A 21,563-nucleotide genomic window follows, 5' to 3' on the forward strand; every position below is an offset into this window, starting at 1 on the left:
ATGTTGGGGTTTGCACCCCAACCTACGGGCATCTCAGCTTTACAAACCGTAGCGCACCGTCAGATACCAAGTGCGACCCAGCTGGTTGTAGTAGTACACCGTCTCATAGTTGTGATCGAACACATTCGCCAGCTTGGCCTCTACCTGCCAGTCCTGCGCGAAGGTGTAGCTCGCACGCAGGTCAGTGGTGGCATAGCCCCCCATGCGCTCGGTATTGGCGATGTCGTCGTAGCGCTTGCTGGATGCGAAGAACGTGGCGCCCACGTTGAACCGGCCCAGTTTGCGATCGACATCGATACGCGCCGTACGCTGCGCACGCCGCTGCAGCAGCTTGCCGTTGTCGGCACCGCCATCATCGTTTTTTGGCTGCATCAGCGTGAGATAGCTCTGCACGCGCCAATCATCGAGATTGAACCCAAATTGTCCTTCCAGGCCACGGATGCGCGCGCGGCTCAGGTTTTGCGGCACGAAATTCTGATCCAGCACGATCAGGTCGTTGATGGTGGTCTGGTAGGCGTTGACGCCCCAGTTCCAGTGCTGCAATTGTTGAGTCAGGCCGATTTCCGCACTGTGCGAGGTTTCCGGCTTCAGATCCGGGTTAGCGGTAGGGATGCCGCCGAAAGCGGGAAAGTACAGATCATCGAACGTCGGTGCGTGGAACGCGGTGCCATAGCTCACCGACAGCACCGGACCGTTTTGGAAGTGATAGCCCCACGCGGCCGAGCCGGTGTTGTGATTGCCGAACTGGTCGTTGTGGTCATGGCGCCCTGAAACCTGCACCTCGTTCTGGCCAAACGTGCCCTGGTACTGGGCGAAAGTACCGGTGTCTCCACGGGTGGTTTCTTGGAACGCAGTGTCGCTGGCGATGTGTTCCTGCTGGTAATCCACGCCCACGGTCAGCAATTGATTCGTGCTTAGCGTGATGTCGTTCTGCCACGACGCCTGATTGCGGCGCGAATTGAAATAACCCGTCGCCATGCGCGGGTAGTACTGGCCGAAATAGGTCCCCTGGTAGAAGGTGTCGTCATAGTCGCGGCTTTGGCCTGCGTTGAGCGTGACTTTCCAGATCGACAGCGGCATGAAGCTCAGGCGTGCACCGGCCACGTATTGTTCTTCGAGGGCATCGTTGCCGCCGTAGGGACTGCCGGCGTATTCCGCGTTGCTCTTGCTGCGCAGCCAGTCGAAAGCCAGCTCGGTGCCATTGTCCCAGCGATAGCCGAAGTTGGCGAAGCCGTTCCAGTTGCGATAGGCATCGTTGCGCGGATCATCCACGAAGCACGCCACACCCACTTCCGCCGCGCCCATGCGGCAATTGGGAATGCCGCCGCTGTACGTACCGCCGAGGCTGGCGTTGTACCAAAGATGCGCGTCGCCGCCGGAGACACCGGCCTGGCCGCTCACGTAGCCGTGGCTGCCGCCGGTAACGCTCACTGACGGGGAGATGCCGCCGTTCGGTTGCCCGTGTTTCGTGAAAATCTGGATCACGCCGCCGATCGCATCCGAGCCGTACAGACTGGCACGCGGACCGCGCACGATTTCGATGCGGTCGATCGCTTGCACGGGAATTTGCTCCAGCGCCGGTAGGCCGATGCTCACCGAGCCGATGCGCACGCCATCGATCAGCACCAGCACGTGGTCCGCATTAGTGCCGCGCAGGTATAGCGAGGTTTGCCCGCCGATACCGCCGGTCTGGCCGATCGACACGCCCGGCAGGCCGGTCAGCAGGTCGGCTACCGACAGCGGCTGCAGCCGTTCGATGTCCTCGCGCGTGATCACGGTGACCGACGAGAGCGCCTCGTTGGCGGTGATGGCGGTACGCGTGGCGGTCACGATCACCGGCGTCAGTGAATCGTTCTGTTCATCATTTGACTGGGCGTAAGCAGCCTGCGCGGCCAGTGAAAGCAGCAAGGCGGCTGCAAGTGCGGTTTTGTTCAACACGATGGATGTTCCCCTGCCGCACGTCCCCGCGCGGCGCAAACATGAGCAAGCCGGCATCGGATGGATATCGAAGGGAACGGGAAGCGGGCAGGCGAGAACGCCGCAGCGCGAACTCCGTACCTCGCCCGCCGCGAGTGCCAGAACCTGTTCCGGGCCGGTCTCCGGACTTGCGAGTGGCATGCTTGTTCATGCCTGGAACGATGCCTTCCCATGCTTACGCACAGTGGCGCGTGATCGCTCGAAATACTCGCTTACCGTTGCGGGGGCAGTGCCGGCCTTGCTGTGCAAACAGCGCACCGGCTTCCCGTTTCATCCCCTTGGGTTTTCAACCGCGGGGACACCTGGAACGGGCGGAACTTTAGCGGGTAGGGGCGGTTGGGGCAATTCGACGAAGGAATCTACATGTTCCCCGCGGCTACACGTAGGTTGGGGTGCGAACCCCAACATTGCCATGTACAGAGACATCACGATGTTGGGGTTCGCACCCCAACCTACGGTTGCGGCTTTAATCCGTCTGCAATTCCGCCACGAAATCGTAGATATCCCCGCGATACCACGAGGTGGTGAACTCCACTACCCGCCCATCATCGAGAAACCCGCGCCGCTCGATATGCAAGCCCGCACTACCGGCACTCACATGCAGCAACCGCGCCTGCCGCGCAGCCAGCAACACGGCACGCAAACGCTGCAGGGCACGCACCGGCCGGCAGTTGTACTTCTCAAGCGCCTCGTACAGCGAATCGTGCACCTCATGCGGATCCGGCAGCACGCTGGCCGGCACCACGCTGCGCTCGATCGCCAGTGGTTCGTCCTCCGCATAACGCACGCGATGCAGGCGCGCCACCAGCACGCCGGGGGAAAGGTTGAGCGCCATCGATTCTTCCGGCGTCACCTCGCCCACGCTGCGCTCGAAGAATTCGGAGCGCGGATGCAGGCCGCGCGCGCGCAGGTCTTCGGTAAAGCTGGTGAGGCGCGACATCGGCTTGATGATGCGTTCGGCCACGAAGGTGCCGGCGCCATGGCGCTGGGTCAGCAGGCCTTCTTCAACCAGGCCTGAAATCGCCTTGCGCACCGTCACACGCGACAAACCCAGGGCCTGCGATAAATCGCGTTCGCTAGGCAAGGTTTGGCCGGGCTCGATATCGCGATGCTGGATCACGTTGCGAATAGCCCGTCGCAGCCGCAGGTAAGCCAGCGGCTGGTGGGTGGTGGTATCTCGGCTCAGGCGCCGGTATTCCTCGGCCAGGGCATTCTGCATAGTTGCAAACCATACCAATGCGTGACCACTGCGACAACTGGTACGTGAACCGGAAAGCATCCCCGGGGATACGGGGCGAGCGAGGCCGCTCGAGCCCGCCCGCTGCCGCATTTTTTACGATTTTCGGTGTCCGGCTTACGATTCCAGCCGTTATGAAAAGAATGCATACGATTGCACTGCACAAAAGACTGGTATTGCCTGGTACGACATTGGTACCATCGAACTTCCCCGGCGGTCGCATCCTGGCGGCTGCCAGCATTCCAAAGAGGTGAGTTGTGACTGCACCCGCGCTACCGGTCGATCTGTTCGATCTGGTGATTTTCGGCGGCACTGGCGACCTGGCCGTACGCAAATTGCTCCCTGCCCTATTCCACCGTTTTGTCGACGGCCAGATCCAGCCCGGCAGCCGCATCATCGGCGTGGCCCGCGAAGGCCTGGACGACGACGGCTACCGCGCGCAGGTCCGCAGCGCGCTCAACGGCGCGGCGTCCAAGCAGGGCGACCAGCTCGATACCTTCCTCAAGCTGGTGCATTACCGCCCGCTCGACGCCCGCAAGGATGCCGGCTGGGACGACTTCGCCAAGCTGATGGGCGAGTGCCCCGATCACGTGCGTGTGTTCTATCTCTCCACCTCGCCCGAGCTGTTCGTGGACATCTGCCAGCGCCTGGGCGGCTACGGCCTCAACCAGGGCAAGGCGCGCGTGGTGCTGGAAAAGCCGATCGGCCACGACCTGGCCAGTGCCAACCGCATCAACGACGACGTCGGCCGCGTGTTCGCCGAATCGCAGACCTATCGCATCGACCACTACCTCGGCAAGGAAACGGTGCAGAACCTGCTGGCGCTGCGCTTCGGCAATGCGCTGTTCGAGCCGCTGTGGAACGCCGGCCATATCGATCACGTGCAGATCACCGTGGCCGAAACGCTGGGCGTGGAGCGCCGCGGTCCCTACTACGATCACGCCGGCGCGCTGCGCGACATGGTGCAGAACCATATGTTGCAGCTGCTGTGCATGGTGGCGATGGAGCCACCATCCTCGCTGTCGCCGGATGCGGTACGCGACGAAAAATTGAAAGTGCTGCACGCGCTCAAGCCAATCAACGAAACCAATGCCTCCCAGCTCACCGTGCGCGGCCAGTACCGTGCCGGCGTGGGGGAGGGGAAGAGCGTGCCGGGCTATATCGAAGACTTGAACAGCACCAGCAAATCGAAGGTCGACCACTCCAATACCGAAACCTTCGTGGCGCTCAAGGCGGAAATCGCCAACTGGCGCTGGTCCGGCGTGCCGTTCTATTTGCGCACGGGCAAGCGCCTGGCTGAGCGCGTGTCGGAAATCGTGGTGGCGTTCAAGCCCGTACCGCATTCCATCTTTACGGCTTCCGCAGGTCCGCTTGCGCAGAACCGCCTGGTGCTGCGCCTGCAGCCGGATGAAGGCGTGAAGCTGTGGCTCACCATCAAGCATCCTGGCCCGGGCGGTTTGCGTCTGCGTCACGTGCCGTTGGACATGAGCTTTGCCGAAGCCTTCGGCGTGCAGCAGCCCGATGCATACGAGCGCCTGTTGCTCGACGTGGTGCGGGGCAATCCGACGCTGTTCATGCGCCGCGATGAAGTGGAAGCCGCATGGAACTGGGCCGACCCGATCCTGGCTGCGTGGGCGTCGGGCGGTGAATCGCCGCGTCCCTACACCTCGGGCACCTGGGGTCCGAGCGCGGCAGTGGCTTTGATCGAACGCGACGGACGCACCTGGGACGAGGATTTCGAACAGTGAGCGAGCAACACGCCTTGCATGCCTTCGACGATGGGCAGGCGCTGGCCAAGGCCTTGTCGGCCAGCATCGCAGGCAAGCTGCGCGAAGCGATTGATGCACGCGGCGAAGCATTGATCGCCGTTTCCGGTGGCAGCACGCCCAAGCGCCTGTTCGAGGCGTTGTCGAACGAAACGCTGGATTGGTCGCGTGTCACGGTCACCTTGGTGGATGAGCGCTGGGTGCCTGACACCGATGAACGCTCCAACGCGCGCCTGGTGGAGTCGCTGTTGCTGCAACGGAAAGCAGCCGATGCCGAATTCGTGCCCTTGTATGTGGAAGCCGCGACGCCGGAAGCAGGCATTGGCGAAGTGCGCGCATCCGTGGCGGCGCTGAAGCAGCCGTTCGACGTGATCGTGCTCGGCATGGGGCCGGATGGACACACGGCGTCGTTCTTTCCCGGCGGCGATCGCCTGAGCGAAGCACTCGACACATCGAACACCGCGCTGGTGTTGCCGATGCGCGCACCAGGGGCGGGCGAGCCGCGCATCACCTTTACCCTGCCGGTACTGCTGAAAGCGCGTTCGCTGTATCTGCATGTTCAAGGCAACGACAAGCGTGATGTGCTGGCGGAAGCGGAAAAGCCGGATAGCGACCTGCCGATCGCCAGTGTGCTGCGTGCCGATCGATCGTTGGAGATCTATTGGTGCCCGTAAAGCATCAAGCACGCGTTTTTTACTGCTCGTCATTCCGGCGAAGGCCGGAATCCAGTTTGAATACGTCGTGCGAAGCACTCAAAGCCAAATAATGCGTGCTTCGCACGATGTACTTGACTGGATTCCGGCTTTCGCCGGAATGACAGCGAGGCAAGACCAAGCATCTAGAAAGCATCAACGCCGAGCTCGCTCGGCCGGAGCATGAAATGAGTCTGCACCCCGTCGTTGCCCAAGTCACCGAACGTCTGCGCGAACGCAGCCGCGCCACGCGCGCCGCGTATCTGGAACGCATCAACAACGCCATCATCGATGGTCCGCATCGCGCGCGGCTCTCCTGTGGCAACCTCGCGCACGGTTTTGCCGCGTGCAACACGCATGACAAGGCGGCGCTGCGCGAAGGCCACACGCCGAACCTCGCCATCGTCACCGCGTACAACGACATGCTCTCGGCGCATCAGCCGTATGAGCGCTATCCGGAATTCATGCGCGAAGTGGCGCGCCAGTCCGGCGTCACCGCACAGGTAGCCGGCGGCGTGCCGGCGATGTGCGACGGTGTCACGCAAGGCCGTGCCGGCATGGAGCTGTCGCTGTTCTCGCGCGACCTCATTGCGATGACCACGGCGGTGGCGCTGTCGCATGACATGTTCGATGGTGCGCTGTACTTGGGGATCTGCGACAAGATCGTGCCGGGCCTGTTGATCGGCGCATTGAGCTTCGGCCATCTGCCGGGCGTGTTCGTGCCCAGCGGCCCGATGCCCAGCGGCATCAGCAACGAACAGAAATCGAAAGTGCGCCAGGCGTACACGGAAGGCAAGGCCAGCCGCGACGAACTGCTGGAGGCCGAAGCGGCGTCGTATCACTCGGCCGGCACCTGCACCTTCTACGGCACCGCCAACTCCAACCAGATGCTGATGGAGATCATGGGCCTGCATCTGCCGGGTTCCAGCTTCGTCGCGCCGGAGACGTTGTTGCGCGATGCGCTCACCGCCGAAGCGGTGCGCCGCTGTGCGGCCTTGGGCAAGGCGGGCGAGCATCTGCCGATTGGCCATATCGTCGACGAGCGCGCCATCGTCAACGGCGTCATCGGTCTGCACGCGACCGGCGGCTCCACCAATCATCTGCTGCACTTGGTGGCGATCGCGCAGGCGGCGGGTATTGCGCTGCGCTGGGAAGATTTCGATGCGCTGTCGTCGGTGATCCCGCTGCTGGCGCGCGTGTATCCGAACGGCTATGCCGACGTGAACCACTTCCATGAAGCCGGCGGCATGGGTTTCCTGATCGATCAACTACTGAGCGCGGGCCTGCTGCATGGCGATGCGCGCACGATCGCCGGTACCGATCTTTCCGGCTACGCCAAGGTGCCGGAGCTGGATGAAGCTGGCCAGCTGGTCTGGAAACCGGTGTCGAAGGAAAGCGGTAACCGTGGTGTGTTGCGCGCCGCCAGCGAACCGTTCCGCACCGATGGTGGCTTGCGCATGCTCAACGGCAATCTTGGCCGCTCGGTGATCAAGGTGTCGTCGGTACCTGATGATCGCCTGGTCATCGAAGCGCCGGCCGTGGTGTTCCATGACCAGGACGACATCAAGCGTGCCTTCGATCGTGGCGAGCTCAATCGTGATTTCGTGGCGGTGGTGCGCTTCCAGGGACCGCGCGCGATCGGCATGCCGGAATTGCACAAGCTCACGCCGACGCTCGCCGTGCTGCAGGATCGCGGACATCGCATTGCTTTGGTTACCGACGGCCGCATGTCAGGTGCAAGTGGCCGCGTGCCGGCAGCGATTCACGTAACGCCGGAAGCGGACGATGGCGGTCCGATTGCGAGAGTGCAGGATGGCGACATCATCCGGTTGGATGCGGCGAAGGGAACGCTCGACGTGCTGGTCGATGCTGCAGCATTCGCAGCGCGCACGCCGGCGGTAGAAGACCTTTCCAGGCATCAGCACGGCATGGGGCGCGAGTTGTTCGGCATCTTCCGCCGCAATGCGGTTGCCGCCGATCTGGGCGCTGGCGTGCTCTAACACGTGGGTTGGGGTTTGCACTCCAACGTCGTCATGCACATGTCATCGAATGTTGGGGTTTGCACCCCAACCTACACATCCAAAGACTATGAATATTGAAACCAAGCAACAACACGTCGAAGCCACCATGCGCCTCGCTCCGGTCATTCCGGTGGTCATCATCGAAGACGCCAAGCACGCCGTGCCGATGGCACGCGCGCTGGTCGCCGGCGGCATTCCCGCCATCGAAGTGACGCTGCGCACGCCTGCCGCACTCGATGCCATTCGCGCGATTGCCGCAGAAGTGGAAGGCGCGGTGGTCGGTGTCGGCACGGTGCTCAATGCCAATGACCTGGCTGCGGCGGAAAGAGCCGGTGCGCGTTTCGCGGTTTCGCCCGGCATGTCGCCCAGACTGCTCGCCGCGGCGGACGACAGCGCCCTGCCCTTGCTGCCTGGCATCGCCACGGCTGGCGAAGCGATGACGTTGCTCGAACGCGGTTATCGCCACTTGAAGTTCTTCCCTGCCGTTCCCGCTGGTGGTGCAAAACTGCTCGGTGCCTGGGCCAGCCCGCTGCCGCAGATTCGCTTCTGCCCCACGGGTGGTATCTCTGTTGCCACCGCAAAGGATTTTCTCTCGCTGTCCAACGTATTGTGCGTGGGCGGTTCGTGGCTGACGCCGAGCGACAAGCTGAAAGCAGGCGATTGGGCCGGTATTGAACAGTTGGCACGCGAAGCGGCGGCGCTGCACGGCTGATGTAGGTTGGGGTGCAAACCCCAACATCGTCATGCACATGTCACCAAATGTTGGGGTTTGCACCCCAACCTACGTCAGCGGCAATACATATCGCCGCGGCGTTGGTCGCAAGCGGGCAGCTCAGCTTCCACGTTCCAAGCCAAAGCCTTCGTCAAACCAGCCCGTCAGTCCGCCGATCATTTCCTTCACCGGGCGCTCCAGTTGCGCCAGCTTTATGGCCGCCTTGTTCGCGCCATTGCAATGCGGCCCGGCGCAGTTCATTCCGACGCCACTGCCCGAGCAAGGTGTTGCCCTCGGCAAACTGCTGGAATGGATGCGCCGACATTTGGACCAGCCGCTACCTCTGGCCGAACTGGCCGAACGCGCGCGCATGAGCGAACGCACGTTTTTGCGGCGCTTCGAGGAGGCCACCGGCTGCTCGCCCAAGCAGTGGCTTACCCAGGAGCGCCTGGCCCGCGCGCGCGAATTGCTGGAAGGTAGCCGGTGGCCGGTAGAGCGGATCGCCGATGCTTGCGGCTACGGCAGTGCCGATACGCTGCGGCACCACTTTCGCCGCGTGCTGAAAGTGAGCCCGGCCCGCTATCGGGAGCGTTTCGCGCATGTGACTTCTGGCGTATGAAACTCGTCATGCTTGCTGCCTAAGCTGGGAATTCCTGCGCGAATGCGCCGTGTGACTTAAAGGATTCCCATGCGCAAGCTTCCGCTCGCTCTCGCCCTGGCCGCGTTGTTGCTCGGCAACGCTGCTGCCGCCGCCGACAAAAAGGATAAAACGCCGGATGAGCCGAAGCCGGAAGCCGCGTTGCTGCATCCGCAGGCCTCCAGCAGCGAAGGTTCGGTTTCGGTCGAAGGCAAGCACATTGCCTATAAGGCCGTAGCCGGCACCATCGTGCTGCACGGCAAGGGCGACAAGGAAAACGAGCCCACCGTCAGCATGTTCTACGTCGCCTACTTCAAGAAAGGCGCGGATGCGTCCAAGCGTCCGGTCACCTTTATCTATAACGGCGGCCCGGGTTCGGCCACCGTGTGGTTGCACATGGGCGCGTTCGGTCCGCGCCGCGTTGTCACCAAGGACGATAGCCACACGCCCGCTGCGCCCTATCAACTCGTAAATAACGATTACAGCCTGCTCGATGCTTCCGACCTGGTTTTCATCGACGCGCCGGGTGCCGGTTTCAGCCGCCTGATCGCCAATGACCCGGATGCTTCCAAGCGCGAAGAACAGATGAAGGATCGCCGCAAGGATATCTATAGCGTCGATGGCGACGGCCACGCCTTTGCGCAGTTCATCACGCAGTTTCTGTCGCGCTACGGACGCTGGAATTCACCGAAATACCTGTTTGGTGAAAGCTATGGCACCACTCGCTCGGCTGTGCTTGCCAACGATCTGGAAAACGAGAACAGCGTCGATCTCAACGGTGTGGTCCTGCTGTCACAGATTCTCAACTTCGATACCAGCATCGACGGCTCCGATCAGAATCCCGGCGTCGACTTGCCCTACGAACTGGCGCTGCCGACCTATGCCGCCACCGCGTACTACCACCACAAGCTGCCGCAGCAGCCTGCTGCATTGGAGCCATTCCTGCAGGAAGTGGAGCAGTTCGCACTGGGTGATTACACACAGGCGCTCATGCAGGGCTCGCGTCTGGATGATTCCCGCAAACAAGCCATTGCCGAGAAGCTGCATCAATACACCGGTCTTTCCGTGGCCTATCTGCTGAAAGCCGATTTGCGCGTGACTGGCGGCATGTTCGAACACGAGCTATTGAGCGATGACGCCGACACCACCGGCCGCCTCGATACGCGTTTTGCCGGCCCGTCGCTGGACCCGCTAAGCAAGGAATCCGAATACGATCCGCAATCCTCCGCCATCAGCTCTGCCTATATCGCCGCCTTCAACGACTACGTGCGCAAGGATCTCAAGTACGGTGATGGTCAGGTTTACCGCGAATTTGCCGACGTCAACGACTGGGATTTCAAGCACAACGGACACGACGGCGCCGTCAACGTGATGCCGGATCTGGCGAAGGCGATGAAAACCAATCCGGACCTGAAAGTGTTCCTCAACGGTGGCTATTACGATCTGGCCACACCGTTCTATGCGGCTGATTACGAAATGCATCACATGCCGATCCAGCCGGCGCTGATGAACAACATCAGTTACGCCTGGTATCCGTCTGGGCACATGGTGTATGCGCATGAGGCATCGTTGAAGTTGTTGCACGACAACGTGGCGCGGTTTATCGAGCAGACCGATAACGTCAACAAGCATTGAAATTACCGTAGGTTGGGGTGCAAACCCCAACATTGCCATCCTCATCGACATGGCGATGTTGGGGTTTGCACCCCAACCTACAGTTACGTCACCACTTCATATTCGCTTTGCACCAAGCCGCTCGCATACGAGCGCGTGGCGATGTGCTTGAGCTGGATATCCCGTTCAATCGCGCCAAACAACGGTATGCCTGTGCCAATAAGCACCGGTACCCGGGTGACGATGAGCCGTTGAATCAGCCCGGCGCGAAGAAATCGTTGGATCGTCACACCGCCATCCACATAAATGTGGCCGATACCCTCGGCACTTAGCTTGGCGACGATATCCCCAGGCGCTCCCGCCATGTGCTGCACAATGGCTTCGGCCGGTGGTGGCGCAAGCTCGCGCGAACTCAATACGACAACGGGTTTCTCGCCATATGCCCACTCACCGAAACCCAGCACGGTTTCATAGGTGTTGCGCCCAATGACCAAGGCATCCACCGTGCGCATGAATTCCTCATAGCCATGCGGTTCGCCTCCGCCTTCCGGCAAAAAGTCGAGGCCGCCATCGATCCGGGCCATAAACCCGTCCACGCTGACGCCGACAAAGACCGACGCTTTCATCGTGACGCCTCCGAAGACGCCTAGCGGGCGAAGGCATCCATCCTACGCCCGTTGCTGCACTGGTTTCCGGAACTCCGCTATGCTCGACTCAATGCCCGAGAGACATGTTATGCGCGCCCTTATCGACCGCTATATCGACGCCTACAACCGCATCGACATCGACGCCATGCTCGCCACCATGCACAGCGAAGTAATCTTCGAGAATTACACGGCCGGCGTGCTCAGCGTGCGTACCGTGGGCATCCACGAGCTGCGTCATCTTGCGGAAAGCTCGCGCCAGCTGTTTTCCACGCGCCATCAGACCATTACCACCTATGCCGAGACGGCCGGCGTCGCCTACGCGCAGATCCATTTCCAGGGCACTTTCGCTGTTGACTTGCCCAATGGCATACGTGCAGGGCAAAGCATGGCTTTGGACGGGCGCAGCGAATATCGCGAGCGCGATGGCCTGCTGATCTATATCGCCGATTACAGCGACTGATGCGGACGCCATGAGGCGTCCGCACGTTCGATCAACCGCCTCGCGTCATCACGACCTTGGTCTTCGAAATGGAGTCATGCCAGCCTTCGCGTCCGAAGAACGAGAATGGCTCGAACGGAATGAACCGGCACAGCGTGCGACCCAGAATCTGGCCGAAGCTTGGCTTTTCGCCGTTGCCGTTGACCACCATCGTGCCCAGGATGAACTTGCCCGGTGTGCGCTGCCAGAGGCCTTCGAAGAAGAGGTAATAGCTGAGCAGCACCACCAGACCGATCAGCTGCCAGGGAAATTTTGCGACGCCCTCGCTGCCATGCGTGATGCCAATGATGAAGCCGATGGCGAAAATGATCAGATAGAAAAACACGTAATCAATAACAAGCGTGCCGAAGCGGCGTCCCTTGCTCGCCAGATTTTGCTGGTCGTCGGCGCGGTCACTGACAACGCTGGCGGGTGCCGAATAAGGGTTGTACTCAGTGCTCATGAAATCCTCCGTGGTTACCTGTAGACGCACGTCGCCGCGCGGCGACATGGGTACTGCCCTGTCGAAAAAGATCTGGATTCAATGTCCCCAAAATGCCCGGTGCCCCCTGGGCGTAGCCGGCGCGTCGACTATAACCAAGTCAGGATAAAAGGTTGTTACGCCACGAGGCGATTGCCTCAATCCCAGCGAGTGGCGTTTTTGGGAAATCCGGGGCGTTGCACACGCACTACACAGAATCGCTGCCCGGTGGGGGCCTGCATGACGACCCAGCGCTCCAGGCGGCTGACCACGCTGGCACCCAGTTTTTCCAGGCGAAGCACTTCGGCCTCGATATCGTCCGTCTCAATGTCGATATGCACCCGGCTTTCGTGGCCGACGCGCTGGATTTCCACGATAGGTTCGTCGGGCGGCGTCTCCAGCATGCGGTAGTTGCCGCGGGTGCCTGGGTGATCGTGGTCTACCGGTCGGCCGAGTGCCTCGGCCCAAAAACTGGCGGCTTGATCGATGTCGGGTACGTTGCAGTCGATCAGCAGAGCGCAAAGTCTTGAATGATGCATGGGCATCTCCTCAGCTGTGCCAAGGGCATTGTTTGTTACATATTGCTATCGAGCATGGTCTTACCGATAGCGCATAAGTTCATGCGTTCGAGTCAGAGTCTTGTAACCCAGTATGTTGGCCGTCGGCGCTTGTGAGCAACGGCTAGAATCTGAATGTCGTGCTCGGATTGGCGAAAGAGCACGGCAATGGGAAAACGCCGAGGATGCGCTCGGCGGATTTGCCTCGAGCCCACAAGTGGAAACCGCTGCGGTGTTTCTACCATGGTAGCCAGGAGTTCTTCGAGTTCGGCCAGATACTCCGAACCAAGACCGCGTCGGCATGATTCGTAGTAGGCGACGTGATCAAGGTGCTCGATCTCCGCCGCGGGATGAAACCAGATACTCACCGCAGCAGCGCGTGAGCTTTGGCTGAAACATCCTCTGAACTCGTTAGAGCGACTGCTCGAGCATCGATCTGCTCACCTCGGCGAAGTGCTTCCTGTGTCCACAACTGTTCGATCTCCGTTGGCGAAAGTGACTCAAGGCTTTCGATCAAGTCAAAAGCCAGCTGTGCCCTCTCTTGAGAGGAGAGGCCAAGCGCTTCATTTTCGAGAGATTTGAGATCCATGGTCTGACCCAGCAAAGCAGGAATTAACGGTGGACATATGTTACATCGCTGGTGCCATCTGGCTCCGGCCGCCTCAGCAAGGCGTTGAACCACCGCCGCTGCTGCACAAGATCACCTTCGATCAGCCATTGCGGCTTGTTGGCGACCCATGCAGCCACAGGTACGCCGTCTTCGTAGAGCACGCGCGTGCCGGCCAGGGCAGGCAGGCGGTCGCCGGCAAGAACAGTGCCGACCAGGTTCAAAGGATCGCTGCCGCTCAAGGTGACGCGACTTTGTTCGGGTGGACGTAGCCGGATACTGCGCAGATGGGCGATGGCTTCGGGTAAGGCGAACTGCTCGCCGACCAGGCCCTCCACGAAGCGTCCGCCGCGAATTTCCCCGCGTGCTTCCAGCTGATGATAGACACGCAGCAGTTCGCGCCACGAAGGCAGCCAAGGGGCTTCGCGTTCGAGGAGTTTCCAGAAGATGACGCCGTAGCGGCGCAGCAGTACGCGAGCGACATGCTCGAGCGGATCGTCGGAGGATCCCTCGCTCCGGGATGGCGAGCTTGGCGGAAGTTTGCGCAGCAACGACCATCTGCCTGCATCCTCGATATCACTCAAGGCATGCCGGCGTACACGACGGTGCCGCGGTGATTCGCGCTTGGCGGCAGGTGTGAGTAAGGCGCGTAGACCCGCAAAGCTGTCGGAAGTCACGCGCCCGGCGGAAACCAGTTCGCCGAGTGCATCTTCCAGCTCGGTGCGCAGCAGATGTGCAGCGTCGAGCAATTCGTCGAAGAACAGGGCGCCGTGCGCGGTCAGCGCATCGGCGACGGCTTGCGCGCGCGATGAAAGCAGCGGTTCCTGCTCCTGGTTGCGATCGGCCATGCTGGTCCAGATCGGCAATTGCCTGCGCGGCAGCAGCACGATCGGCGTCGCGCGCACGGGTCCGCCGCTGCCGCCACCGCTGCGCAGACGGTTCCAGCCGATGCGACCGGCGCGGCAAAGTTCATCCAGCCAGCGGCTGGAGTAATCCTCGATGCGCGAGGCAAGTAGTTCGCTTTCCCAGGCACCGGCTGCAGATTCGAAACCTTCAAGCTGATGAAGAACGACGCTAAGTGCATCGGGGCCGTTGAGCTTTGTGCCGGGTGTAGTGTGCTGCCATTCGAGCAGGAAGCGCATCAGGTCACGACGGCTGACCGGCTCGATTTCGCGACGCAGGCGGCCGATGGTGTAGCGGTGGATGCGTGCGAGCAGATGACGCTCGCACCATTCGGTCTCGCTCGCATCGGGCGAGAAATGGCCCTGCATCACGTAACCTTCAGATTGCAGGCGGATCAAGGCAAGATCGACGTCGGTGCTTTCCACTTGCATCGAGGCGGCAAGTGCAGAGACGGTGCTGGGACCCAGGCCGGTGAGACGCCCACGCACGAGTTCCAGCAGGGCATCGTCGCGAGCCCAAGGTTGGGCGGCGTATTCGGCGGGGGCGGTGATCGGCGGGGCCAGTGCGGCGTGCTCGTGCACGGCCTGCCACAGGGGGAGCTTTTCGGCGCAGACCCATATGCTCCGTGCCGTCGCTGCTTCATCCCGCCGTGGCGTGAACTGCGTAGCCCGATGAACGTTCGCGAGCTTGTGCAGCCAGTCGAGCCATCCTTCGTTTGTGCGAGCTTCGTCATCCGTGACGAAGCCCAAGACATTCAGCGCCTCATGCATTTCATCCGCACTGCGCACCTCCGGCCATGCTTCACCGCGCACCGCGGCGATCGCTTCCGGATCGAGCTTGGCCAAGTCATCCGTATCCTCGATGCCATTCCAATGGCGCGTCTGCACGGCACGCGTACGGCGCTCTTCCAGCGGCGCATCGTCGAGGAATGCATAGGGCGCTGCGTTGAGTACTTCGCTGGCGAGTGGGCTGGGTGCGGTGAGATCGCGGGCGACGACGGTAATCGCACCCGATTCCATATTTTTCAGAACATCCAGCAGGCCATCGACATCCATCGCCTCGCGCAGACAATCGTGCAAAGTCTGATTCACCAGCGGATGATCGGGAATCTGCCGCTCGCCCACGATGTTTTCCAGGCAGGCGACCTGGTCAGGGAACACGGCGGCAAGCAGATCTTCGCTCTTCATGCGCTGCAAAGGCGCGGGTACTTTCTTGCCGCCGGCATAGCGCGGCAGGGCGAGTGAGGTCACCGCATTCCAGCGCCAGCGCACCGGGAACAGCGGTGCATCGAGCAGCGCTTGCACCAGCACGTGTTCGGCGGTGTTGCTGTGCAGGTAACGCGCTACTTCGATCAACGGAAAACTGTGGCTGGTGGAAAGCGAAAGCACGATCGCGTTTTCGGTGGCAGCGGCCTGCAATTCGAAGTTGAACTGACGACAGAAGCGTTTGCGTAGCGCCAGTCCCCACGCTTTGTTGATGCGGCTGCCCCATGGCGTGTGGATCACCAACTGCGTGCCGCCGGATTCGTCGAAGAAGCGCTCGAAGACCAGTGTGGATTGCGTGGGCATCACGCCCAGCGCAGCCTTGGCCTTGGCCAAGTATTCCACGATCTGCTGGGCGGCGGATTCGTTCAGGCCGAGCGCTTCGCGCAGCCAGTCGAAAGCTGCCTGCACACCGTCGGCATCGATGCGTGCGGCGATTTCTTCGCGCAACCGCGATACGCCTACCGACAATTCGTTGCTGCGTCCAGGTGCTTCGCCCAACCAGAACGGAATACTTGGCGACGCACCTTGCGCATCTTCCACGCGCAAGCGGTCGCGCTCCACGCGGATGATGCGATAGCTGGTATTGCCGAGTTGGAAGATATCGCCGGCCATGCTTTCGACGGCGAAGTCTTCGTTCACCGTACCGACGATGGTGGCCTGCGGTTCGAGCACCACCAGGTAATCGGCTGTATCCGGAATGGTGCCGCCGGAGGTGACGGCGGTAAGGCGTGCACCGCGCCGTGCGCGCAACTCGCGATGCACGGCGTCGCGATGAATGTAGGCGGCACGCGCGCCGCGGCGCGTGCTGAAGCCATCGGCGAGCATGCGCACCACGGCGTTGAAGGTATCGCGCGATAGCGTGCGATAGGGATAGGCGCGACGCACCAGATCGAACAACGCGTCTTCATCCCATTCGGCGCATGCCACTTCCGCCACGATCTGTTGCGCGAGCACGTCCAGCGGCTGTGGCGGCTGCACCAGCGTGTCGAGCTCGCCGCGGCGCACGCAATCGAGCATGGCGGCGCATTCGACCAGGTCGTCGCGGCTGGTCGGGAACAGGCGTGCCTTCGGCGTGCCGTTCACCGCGTGGCCGGAACGGCCGGCGCGTTGCAGGAACGCAGCGATGGAGCGCGGCGAAGAAAGTTGGCACACCAGGTCGACATCGCCGATGTCGATACCCAGTTCCAGTGACGCCGTGGCGATCAGTACTTTCAACGCGCCGCGTTTCAGCCGCTGCTCGGCGTCCAGGCGTTGCTCCTTCGCGAGGCTGCCGTGATGCGCCGCGACGGCTTCGTGGCCAAGCCGTTCGGAAAGGTGCCGCGCCAGGCGCTCGGCCATGCGCCGCGTGTTGACAAATACCAGCGTGGTGCGGTGTTGTTCGACCAGCTGTGCAAGCTGGTTGTAGACCAGCTCCCAGGTGTCGTTGGACATCACCGCTTCCAGCGGTATGGGCGGCACTTCGATGGCGAGATCGCGGGCGCGGCTGTGGCCGACGTCGATGATGGTGCAGTTAGTTTCTCGCTCCCCTGCCCCAGGCTTCGGCTCATTCTCTACCTTGGGGTGAGAGGCTGTTCTGGCGAAGAGATCTGCCATGACAGGCTGTAGCGCTGCTTGGCTTTCCGGCGAGATTCGCCCGTCGCCCTGAAGAGGCGAAGGCGCCAAACCCGTGCCCTCGCCGACCAGAAACTTCGCAACGTCCTCGATAGGCTTCTGCGTCGCCGACAAACCGATCCGCTGCAACGGCCGTTGGCACAACGCTTCCAATCGCTCCAACGTCACCGCCAGATGCGCGCCACGCTTGCTGATCGCCACTGCATGGATTTCATCCACGATCACGCTGCGCACGCTCTTCAGCATCTCGCGTCCGGATAGCGAGCCCATCAGCACATACAAGGATTCCGGCGTGGTCACCAGAATGTGCGGCGGCACCTTGCGCATCAGGCTGCGTTCGGCCTGTGGCGTGTCGCCAGTGCGTACGGCGGTGCGGATCGGCGCGCCGGGCAGGCCGAGTTTTTCCAACTCGATGCCGATGCCTTCCAGCGGCGCTTCCAGATTGATGTGGATGTCGTTCGACAGCGCCTTCAGCGGCGACACGTACACCACACGCGTTTCATCCGGCAGCGTGCCGCCACGCGCGACGCTCTCCTGCACCAGATGATCGATGGCGGCGAGAAAGGCGGTAAGTGTTTTACCCGAACCGGTCGGTGCTGCGACCAGCGTGTGCCGCCCTGCCCTGATTTCGGGCCACGCAGCGGCCTGCGCCGACGTCGGAGCGGGAAACGTGTTGCCGAACCAGGCGGCAACCGCGGGATGGAAATTCTGCAAAGGCATCGCGGGTAACCCGTGACCGCACGGGCTCAAGGCAAGGCCCGTCGATCATGACATAGGGGTGATTCGGCAGCGTAAAAGCTCTCATTCCCCTGCTCCCTGGGCGTTCGAGCATGCTTGCCCGCTGTCGCAGGGAATGAGACGCGCTAAGCCATCGCTCGCTGCCCAAAATACCGTGCCGGTGGATGGCCGAAACAGCGGCGGAACATGGCGATGAAAGCGCTGGTGCTCGCATAGCCCAGGCCATCGGCCACCGTGGCGACGGGCAGGCCGTCAGCCAGTTGTTCCAGGCCCTTGGTGAGCCGCGCCTGCTGGCGCCATTGCGCGAAGCTCAAGGCGGTTTCGGAGCGAAACAAGCGGCTGAGTGTGCGAGCGGAAAGCCCTGCCCAGGCCGCCCATTCTTCCAGGCTGCGGTTGTCGTGGGGCTGTTCCAGTACCGCGTTAGCGATGCGCAGGAGGCGGCGATCCACCGGCATGGGCAAATGCAGTGGCTCGAGCGGCGCATCGCCGATCTCCTCGAGCAGCACCGTCATCACCCGCTGCTGGCGTTCATTGAGTTCGTCATTCCAGGTCCAGGAGCTGGCGCGATGAACCAGCTCGCGCATCAGCGGGTTGACGCCGATCACACACGGCTGTTTGGGCAGGCAGTGGGCGAGGTCGGGATGCAGGAAGACGCCCCAACCCGTCAATGGACCGCTGATGCTTACCTTGTGCAGCTCGCCCGGCGGCATCCAGCCGGCGCGATGCGGCGGCAATAACCAGGAGCCGTGCGCGGTATGCATATGGACCAAGCCGCTTTCTACGCAGAAGAACTGCCCGCGTGCATGGCTGTGCCAGTCGTATTGCTTGGTCTCCTGGGTGTACTCGCTGGCGGCTTCGCCTTCGTCCCAGTAGGTGATCAAGGCAGGCCCGTCCAGGCGTTCGATCCACTCGTAGAGCTCCTGTTTGGTCCGCTGCATGGCTGAATCTCGACATTTTTTGACCAAATGACGTTATCAGTTTGTCATTCGCTTTGCCTAAGCTTCTTTCACTGACCGGCCCGTAGCGCCGGCCAACGCGCCGCTGCCGCCGCTCGCGGCTTTTCCGATGAACTCCCAGGGGGCTGACGATGACTGCGCCAGGCGCGCAGGCCCATGGCTGGGCGCGCCCGGATGTCGGTCACGACATGCCTCGTTCGTCCGTCTATAGAGCGATCCGCTGCACGAAGAAGGAAAGGTCATGTCCCCGCTTCAATTGGTTTCCCTGAAATCCGAAGTCTCCCGGTCCCCGCTGGAGACCTTTGTCGCCTGCGCGCACCAGATGCTTGATCCGGCCACGCCCGAAGCCGTACGCCGGGCGATGGAGCCGCGCCTGCTGGCGCAATTGCCGGCCTTGCGGGCATTGGGCGTGTTCGAGTTGTTCGAGTTGCGGGATCCTGCCTTGAAGGCCTGGCTGGATGACGAACTGGCAGAGCTGGTGGGGCCGGGTCGGCAGTAATCTATTTCTGTCAATTTGCCGAAACAAAAGGTGCCCAACATATATTTGCCTTGACAAATATTCTTGAGGCAATAGAATACGCGTCCATGAACACCGGACCGCTCGTTACCCCCACTGCCCAGGAAAGCCTTGGCCTGCTGATCAATCTGGTTCGGGTCGAACTGGTGCGCAGCATCGAGGCGGAAATCGCTGCCAAGGGCCTGGACCTTCGTTACATCCAGTTCGTCATGCTCAAGCGGCTTTCCATGTTGGGACCGATGACGGCCACCGAACTGGCCCGCTCGGTCGAGTTGGACGGCGGTGCCATGACGCGCCAGCTCGACCAGTTGGAGGGCAGGGGCTATCTGCGTCGCCGCCCGCACGAACAGGACCGGCGCGCCCTGCGCATTGAGCTGACCGAAGCCGGCAATGCGCTGTGGCAGCAGCTGACCGGCTGCAATGACCGGGTACTGGAAGCGGCGCAACAGTCATTGAGCGAGGTGGAGCGGGAACGCTTGCACGACTACCTGAGCCGCGTACTGCACGCCCTACGCGACAAGAACAAAAACTAGCAGGCCACGGAAGGCCTGCCGTGCACCGAGCATGCAAGACGCTCGATGCGCTTACCGCCATCCGGCACCCGCCGGTTTGGCGAGTCGGGAAAAGCACAGGAAAGCTGACCGATGAACTGCTTCATTTACTTCAAACGTCGAGATTGAAAGCCATGCGTCTGCAAACTGTTGCGGCTGCTGTCGTACTTACGTTGGCCCTGGCCGGTTGCGCGACCAGCGGTGGCCTGCACCCGAACGGCACGCCGACCGATCCTTCATCGCTCAAGGCCGATCGCAGCCTGGCGCACGTGCAAGTGTCCGACGCGGCCTGGCCGAAGGAAGACTGGTGGACCGGCCTGGGTGATCCCCAACTCAGCGCCCTGATCACCGAAGCCCTGCACGACAACCCCAGCCTGGCTGAAGCCGATGCGCGTGCGCGCCAGGCGCAAGCGGCGGCCGGCGCCGCGGATGCCGCGCGCAAGCCAACGGTCAACGTCGGCGGCAGCGTCGGCGAGGCGTTCATTCCCAAGTCCGTTCCTGTGTTCGGCACCGGCCACGTCAGTGCACTGAAATATGCGGACGCGAGCTTCAAGTGGAACCTGGACTTGTGGGGCGGCCAGCGCGCCGCGTGGGAGGCGGCGCTGGGTCAGCAGCGTGCCACGGAAGTCGATGCACAGGCCGCACGCATCGAGTTGTCCACCAATGTTGCACGTGCCTATGTGCAACTCGGCTACGCCTACACGCAGCAGGATGTCGCCCAAGCGGAACTCAAGCGCGCCAGCGAAGCACGTGACCTGACGCGCCAGCGCGTGGCCGCCGGCATCGACAACCAGATACAGCTGAAGCAAAGCGATTCGGAAGTTGCCAGCGCGGAAGGGCAGAAGGCGCAGACTGATCGCGCGGTCGACGCAGCACGCACGTCATTGTCGGTGCTGCTCGGCAAGGGTCCCGATCGCGGCCTTGAAATCGCCCGTCCGCAATTGCTGCCGGCGGCCGCATTGACCGTGCCGGGTAACTTGTCGGTGGACCTGGTCGGTCATCGTGCCGACCTCGTCGCAGCACGTTGGCGCGTAGAAGCGTCCAGCAAGGACATCACGTCTGCCAAGACCGAGTTTCTGCCAAACGTCAACATCGGCGCGATGGCAGGCCTGATCAATTTTGGCGGCGCCAACCTGTTCACGCTGAAAAACCGTTTCTACGAAGTGGCACCCGCGATCAGCTTGCCGATCTTCGACGGCGGTCGCCGCCGCGCCAACTTGAATAGCAAGGATGCGCAGTACGACCTGGCCGTCGCGCAGTACAACAAGACGTTGGTATCCGCCGTCAACGAAGTAGCCGATGACTACGACGCCGTCGCTTCGTTGCAGGCACAGGTCGCCGCGCAGCAACGCGCACTGGATGCAGCGAACGATGCATGGACGCTGTCCGAACAACGCTACAAAGCCGGCATCGGCAGCTACCTGGAAGCGCTCAGCGTGCGCCAGGAACTGCTTGCCGCCGAGCAGCGCATGGCTGCGCTGCACGCGCAGCAATCCGATCTCAACGTGCAACTGATCCAGGCACTCGGCGGCGGCTTCCGTCCGCAAGCCGATGCCGAACTTTCCTCCAAGTAATTCAACGTTTCTGAGGCACCCC

Annotated in this window: 18 protein-coding genes and 1 riboswitch; of the genes, 10 read left to right on the plus strand and 8 right to left on the minus strand. The window is 61.9% G+C overall.

Annotated elements, in window-relative coordinates; translation table 11 throughout:
• Nucleotides 1–39: 39 nt before the first annotated feature.
• A complete protein-coding gene (locus tag IEX75_RS10365; protein ID WP_308422119.1) occupies nucleotides 40–1,938 on the minus strand; it encodes a TonB-dependent receptor domain-containing protein in 1,899 nt (632 codons plus the stop codon).
• Nucleotides 1,939–2,073: 135 nt separating this feature from the next.
• Nucleotides 2,074–2,298, minus strand: a riboswitch (cobalamin riboswitch).
• A gap of 145 nt (nucleotides 2,299–2,443) precedes the next feature.
• Nucleotides 2,444–3,196 carry a GntR family transcriptional regulator gene (locus tag IEX75_RS10370; protein ID WP_188794124.1) on the minus strand — a complete coding sequence of 251 codons (753 nt, stop codon included), beginning with the start codon at nucleotides 3,194–3,196 and terminating at the stop codon, nucleotides 2,444–2,446.
• 275 nt (nucleotides 3,197–3,471) lie between these two features.
• Between IEX75_RS10370 and zwf the strand changes: the two genes are divergently transcribed.
• The 6 genes from zwf (at nucleotide 3,472) to IEX75_RS10400 (ending at nucleotide 10,677) form a co-directional block, all read left to right on the plus strand.
• Nucleotides 3,472–4,962, plus strand: a complete 1,491-nt coding sequence (gene zwf / locus IEX75_RS10375; protein WP_188794125.1) for a glucose-6-phosphate dehydrogenase — start codon at nucleotides 3,472–3,474, stop codon at nucleotides 4,960–4,962.
• Nucleotides 4,959–5,654 (plus strand): 6-phosphogluconolactonase, encoded by a 696-nt coding sequence (pgl, locus tag IEX75_RS10380; RefSeq protein ID WP_188794126.1) that lies wholly within the window; start codon nucleotides 4,959–4,961, stop codon nucleotides 5,652–5,654. Before zwf ends, pgl begins: the two co-directional genes overlap by 4 nt.
• Before the next feature lie 206 nt (nucleotides 5,655–5,860).
• Complete coding sequence (gene edd, locus IEX75_RS10385) at nucleotides 5,861–7,672, plus strand: phosphogluconate dehydratase (RefSeq protein ID WP_188794127.1); 1,812 nt, start codon at nucleotides 5,861–5,863, stop codon at nucleotides 7,670–7,672.
• An 88-nt stretch (nucleotides 7,673–7,760) separates the two neighbouring features.
• A complete protein-coding gene (gene eda / locus IEX75_RS10390; protein WP_188794128.1) occupies nucleotides 7,761–8,405 on the plus strand; it encodes a bifunctional 4-hydroxy-2-oxoglutarate aldolase/2-dehydro-3-deoxy-phosphogluconate aldolase in 645 nt (214 codons plus the stop codon).
• Between the two features lie 214 nt (nucleotides 8,406–8,619).
• The gene (locus IEX75_RS10395; RefSeq protein ID WP_229720732.1) at nucleotides 8,620–9,024 is read left to right on the plus strand and encodes a helix-turn-helix domain-containing protein; all 405 of its coding nucleotides are present in this window, start codon (nucleotides 8,620–8,622) and stop codon (nucleotides 9,022–9,024) included.
• A 69-nt stretch (nucleotides 9,025–9,093) separates the two neighbouring features.
• Nucleotides 9,094–10,677 carry a S10 family peptidase gene (locus IEX75_RS10400; protein WP_188794130.1) on the plus strand — a complete coding sequence of 528 codons (1,584 nt, stop codon included), beginning with the start codon at nucleotides 9,094–9,096 and terminating at the stop codon, nucleotides 10,675–10,677.
• Nucleotides 10,678–10,760: 83 nt separating this feature from the next.
• Here the strand turns inward: IEX75_RS10400 and IEX75_RS10405 are convergent, their stop codons facing one another.
• Nucleotides 10,761–11,282: a dihydrofolate reductase family protein gene (locus IEX75_RS10405; RefSeq protein WP_188794131.1), complete on the minus strand. Its 522-nt coding sequence runs from the start codon at nucleotides 11,280–11,282 to the stop codon at nucleotides 10,761–10,763.
• 109 nt (nucleotides 11,283–11,391) lie between these two features.
• On the opposite strand from IEX75_RS10405, the gene IEX75_RS10410 reads away from it, so the two are divergent.
• The gene (locus IEX75_RS10410) at nucleotides 11,392–11,763 is read left to right on the plus strand and encodes a nuclear transport factor 2 family protein (protein WP_188794132.1); all 372 of its coding nucleotides are present in this window, start codon (nucleotides 11,392–11,394) and stop codon (nucleotides 11,761–11,763) included.
• A gap of 31 nt (nucleotides 11,764–11,794) precedes the next feature.
• Here the strand turns inward: IEX75_RS10410 and IEX75_RS10415 are convergent, their stop codons facing one another.
• The 5 genes from IEX75_RS10415 to IEX75_RS10435 form a co-directional block, all read right to left on the minus strand.
• Complete coding sequence (locus IEX75_RS10415; RefSeq protein WP_188794133.1) at nucleotides 11,795–12,244, minus strand: RDD family protein; 450 nt, start codon at nucleotides 12,242–12,244, stop codon at nucleotides 11,795–11,797.
• A gap of 176 nt (nucleotides 12,245–12,420) precedes the next feature.
• Nucleotides 12,421–12,801: a VOC family protein gene (locus IEX75_RS10420; protein WP_188794134.1), complete on the minus strand. Its 381-nt coding sequence runs from the start codon at nucleotides 12,799–12,801 to the stop codon at nucleotides 12,421–12,423.
• A gap of 382 nt (nucleotides 12,802–13,183) precedes the next feature.
• On the minus strand, nucleotides 13,184–13,408 hold the full coding sequence (locus IEX75_RS10425; protein ID WP_188794135.1) for an addiction module protein: 225 nt from the start codon (nucleotides 13,406–13,408) through the stop codon (nucleotides 13,184–13,186).
• 23 nt (nucleotides 13,409–13,431) lie between these two features.
• Nucleotides 13,432–17,925, minus strand: a complete 4,494-nt coding sequence (locus IEX75_RS10430) for a DEAD/DEAH box helicase (protein ID WP_188794136.1) — start codon at nucleotides 17,923–17,925, stop codon at nucleotides 13,432–13,434.
• A 143-nt stretch (nucleotides 17,926–18,068) separates the two neighbouring features.
• On the minus strand, nucleotides 18,069–18,881 hold the full coding sequence (locus IEX75_RS10435) for an AraC family transcriptional regulator (RefSeq protein ID WP_188794137.1): 813 nt from the start codon (nucleotides 18,879–18,881) through the stop codon (nucleotides 18,069–18,071).
• Nucleotides 18,882–19,140: 259 nt separating this feature from the next.
• Here IEX75_RS10435 and IEX75_RS10440 point away from each other — a divergent pair, with 259 nt between their 5' ends.
• The 3 genes from IEX75_RS10440 (at nucleotide 19,141) to IEX75_RS10450 (ending at nucleotide 21,541) form a co-directional block, all read left to right on the plus strand.
• Nucleotides 19,141–19,398: a hypothetical protein gene (locus IEX75_RS10440; protein WP_188794138.1), complete on the plus strand. Its 258-nt coding sequence runs from the start codon at nucleotides 19,141–19,143 to the stop codon at nucleotides 19,396–19,398.
• A gap of 86 nt (nucleotides 19,399–19,484) precedes the next feature.
• The gene (locus tag IEX75_RS10445) at nucleotides 19,485–19,949 is read left to right on the plus strand and encodes a MarR family winged helix-turn-helix transcriptional regulator (RefSeq protein WP_188794139.1); all 465 of its coding nucleotides are present in this window, start codon (nucleotides 19,485–19,487) and stop codon (nucleotides 19,947–19,949) included.
• Between the two features lie 152 nt (nucleotides 19,950–20,101).
• Nucleotides 20,102–21,541, plus strand: a complete 1,440-nt coding sequence (locus tag IEX75_RS10450) for an efflux transporter outer membrane subunit (protein ID WP_188794140.1) — start codon at nucleotides 20,102–20,104, stop codon at nucleotides 21,539–21,541.
• The last annotated feature ends 22 nt before the right edge of the window (nucleotides 21,542–21,563 follow it).

It is taken from the genome of Dyella nitratireducens (genome assembly GCF_014642835.1).
GTDB lineage: Bacteria > Pseudomonadota > Gammaproteobacteria > Xanthomonadales > Rhodanobacteraceae > Dyella_B > Dyella_B nitratireducens.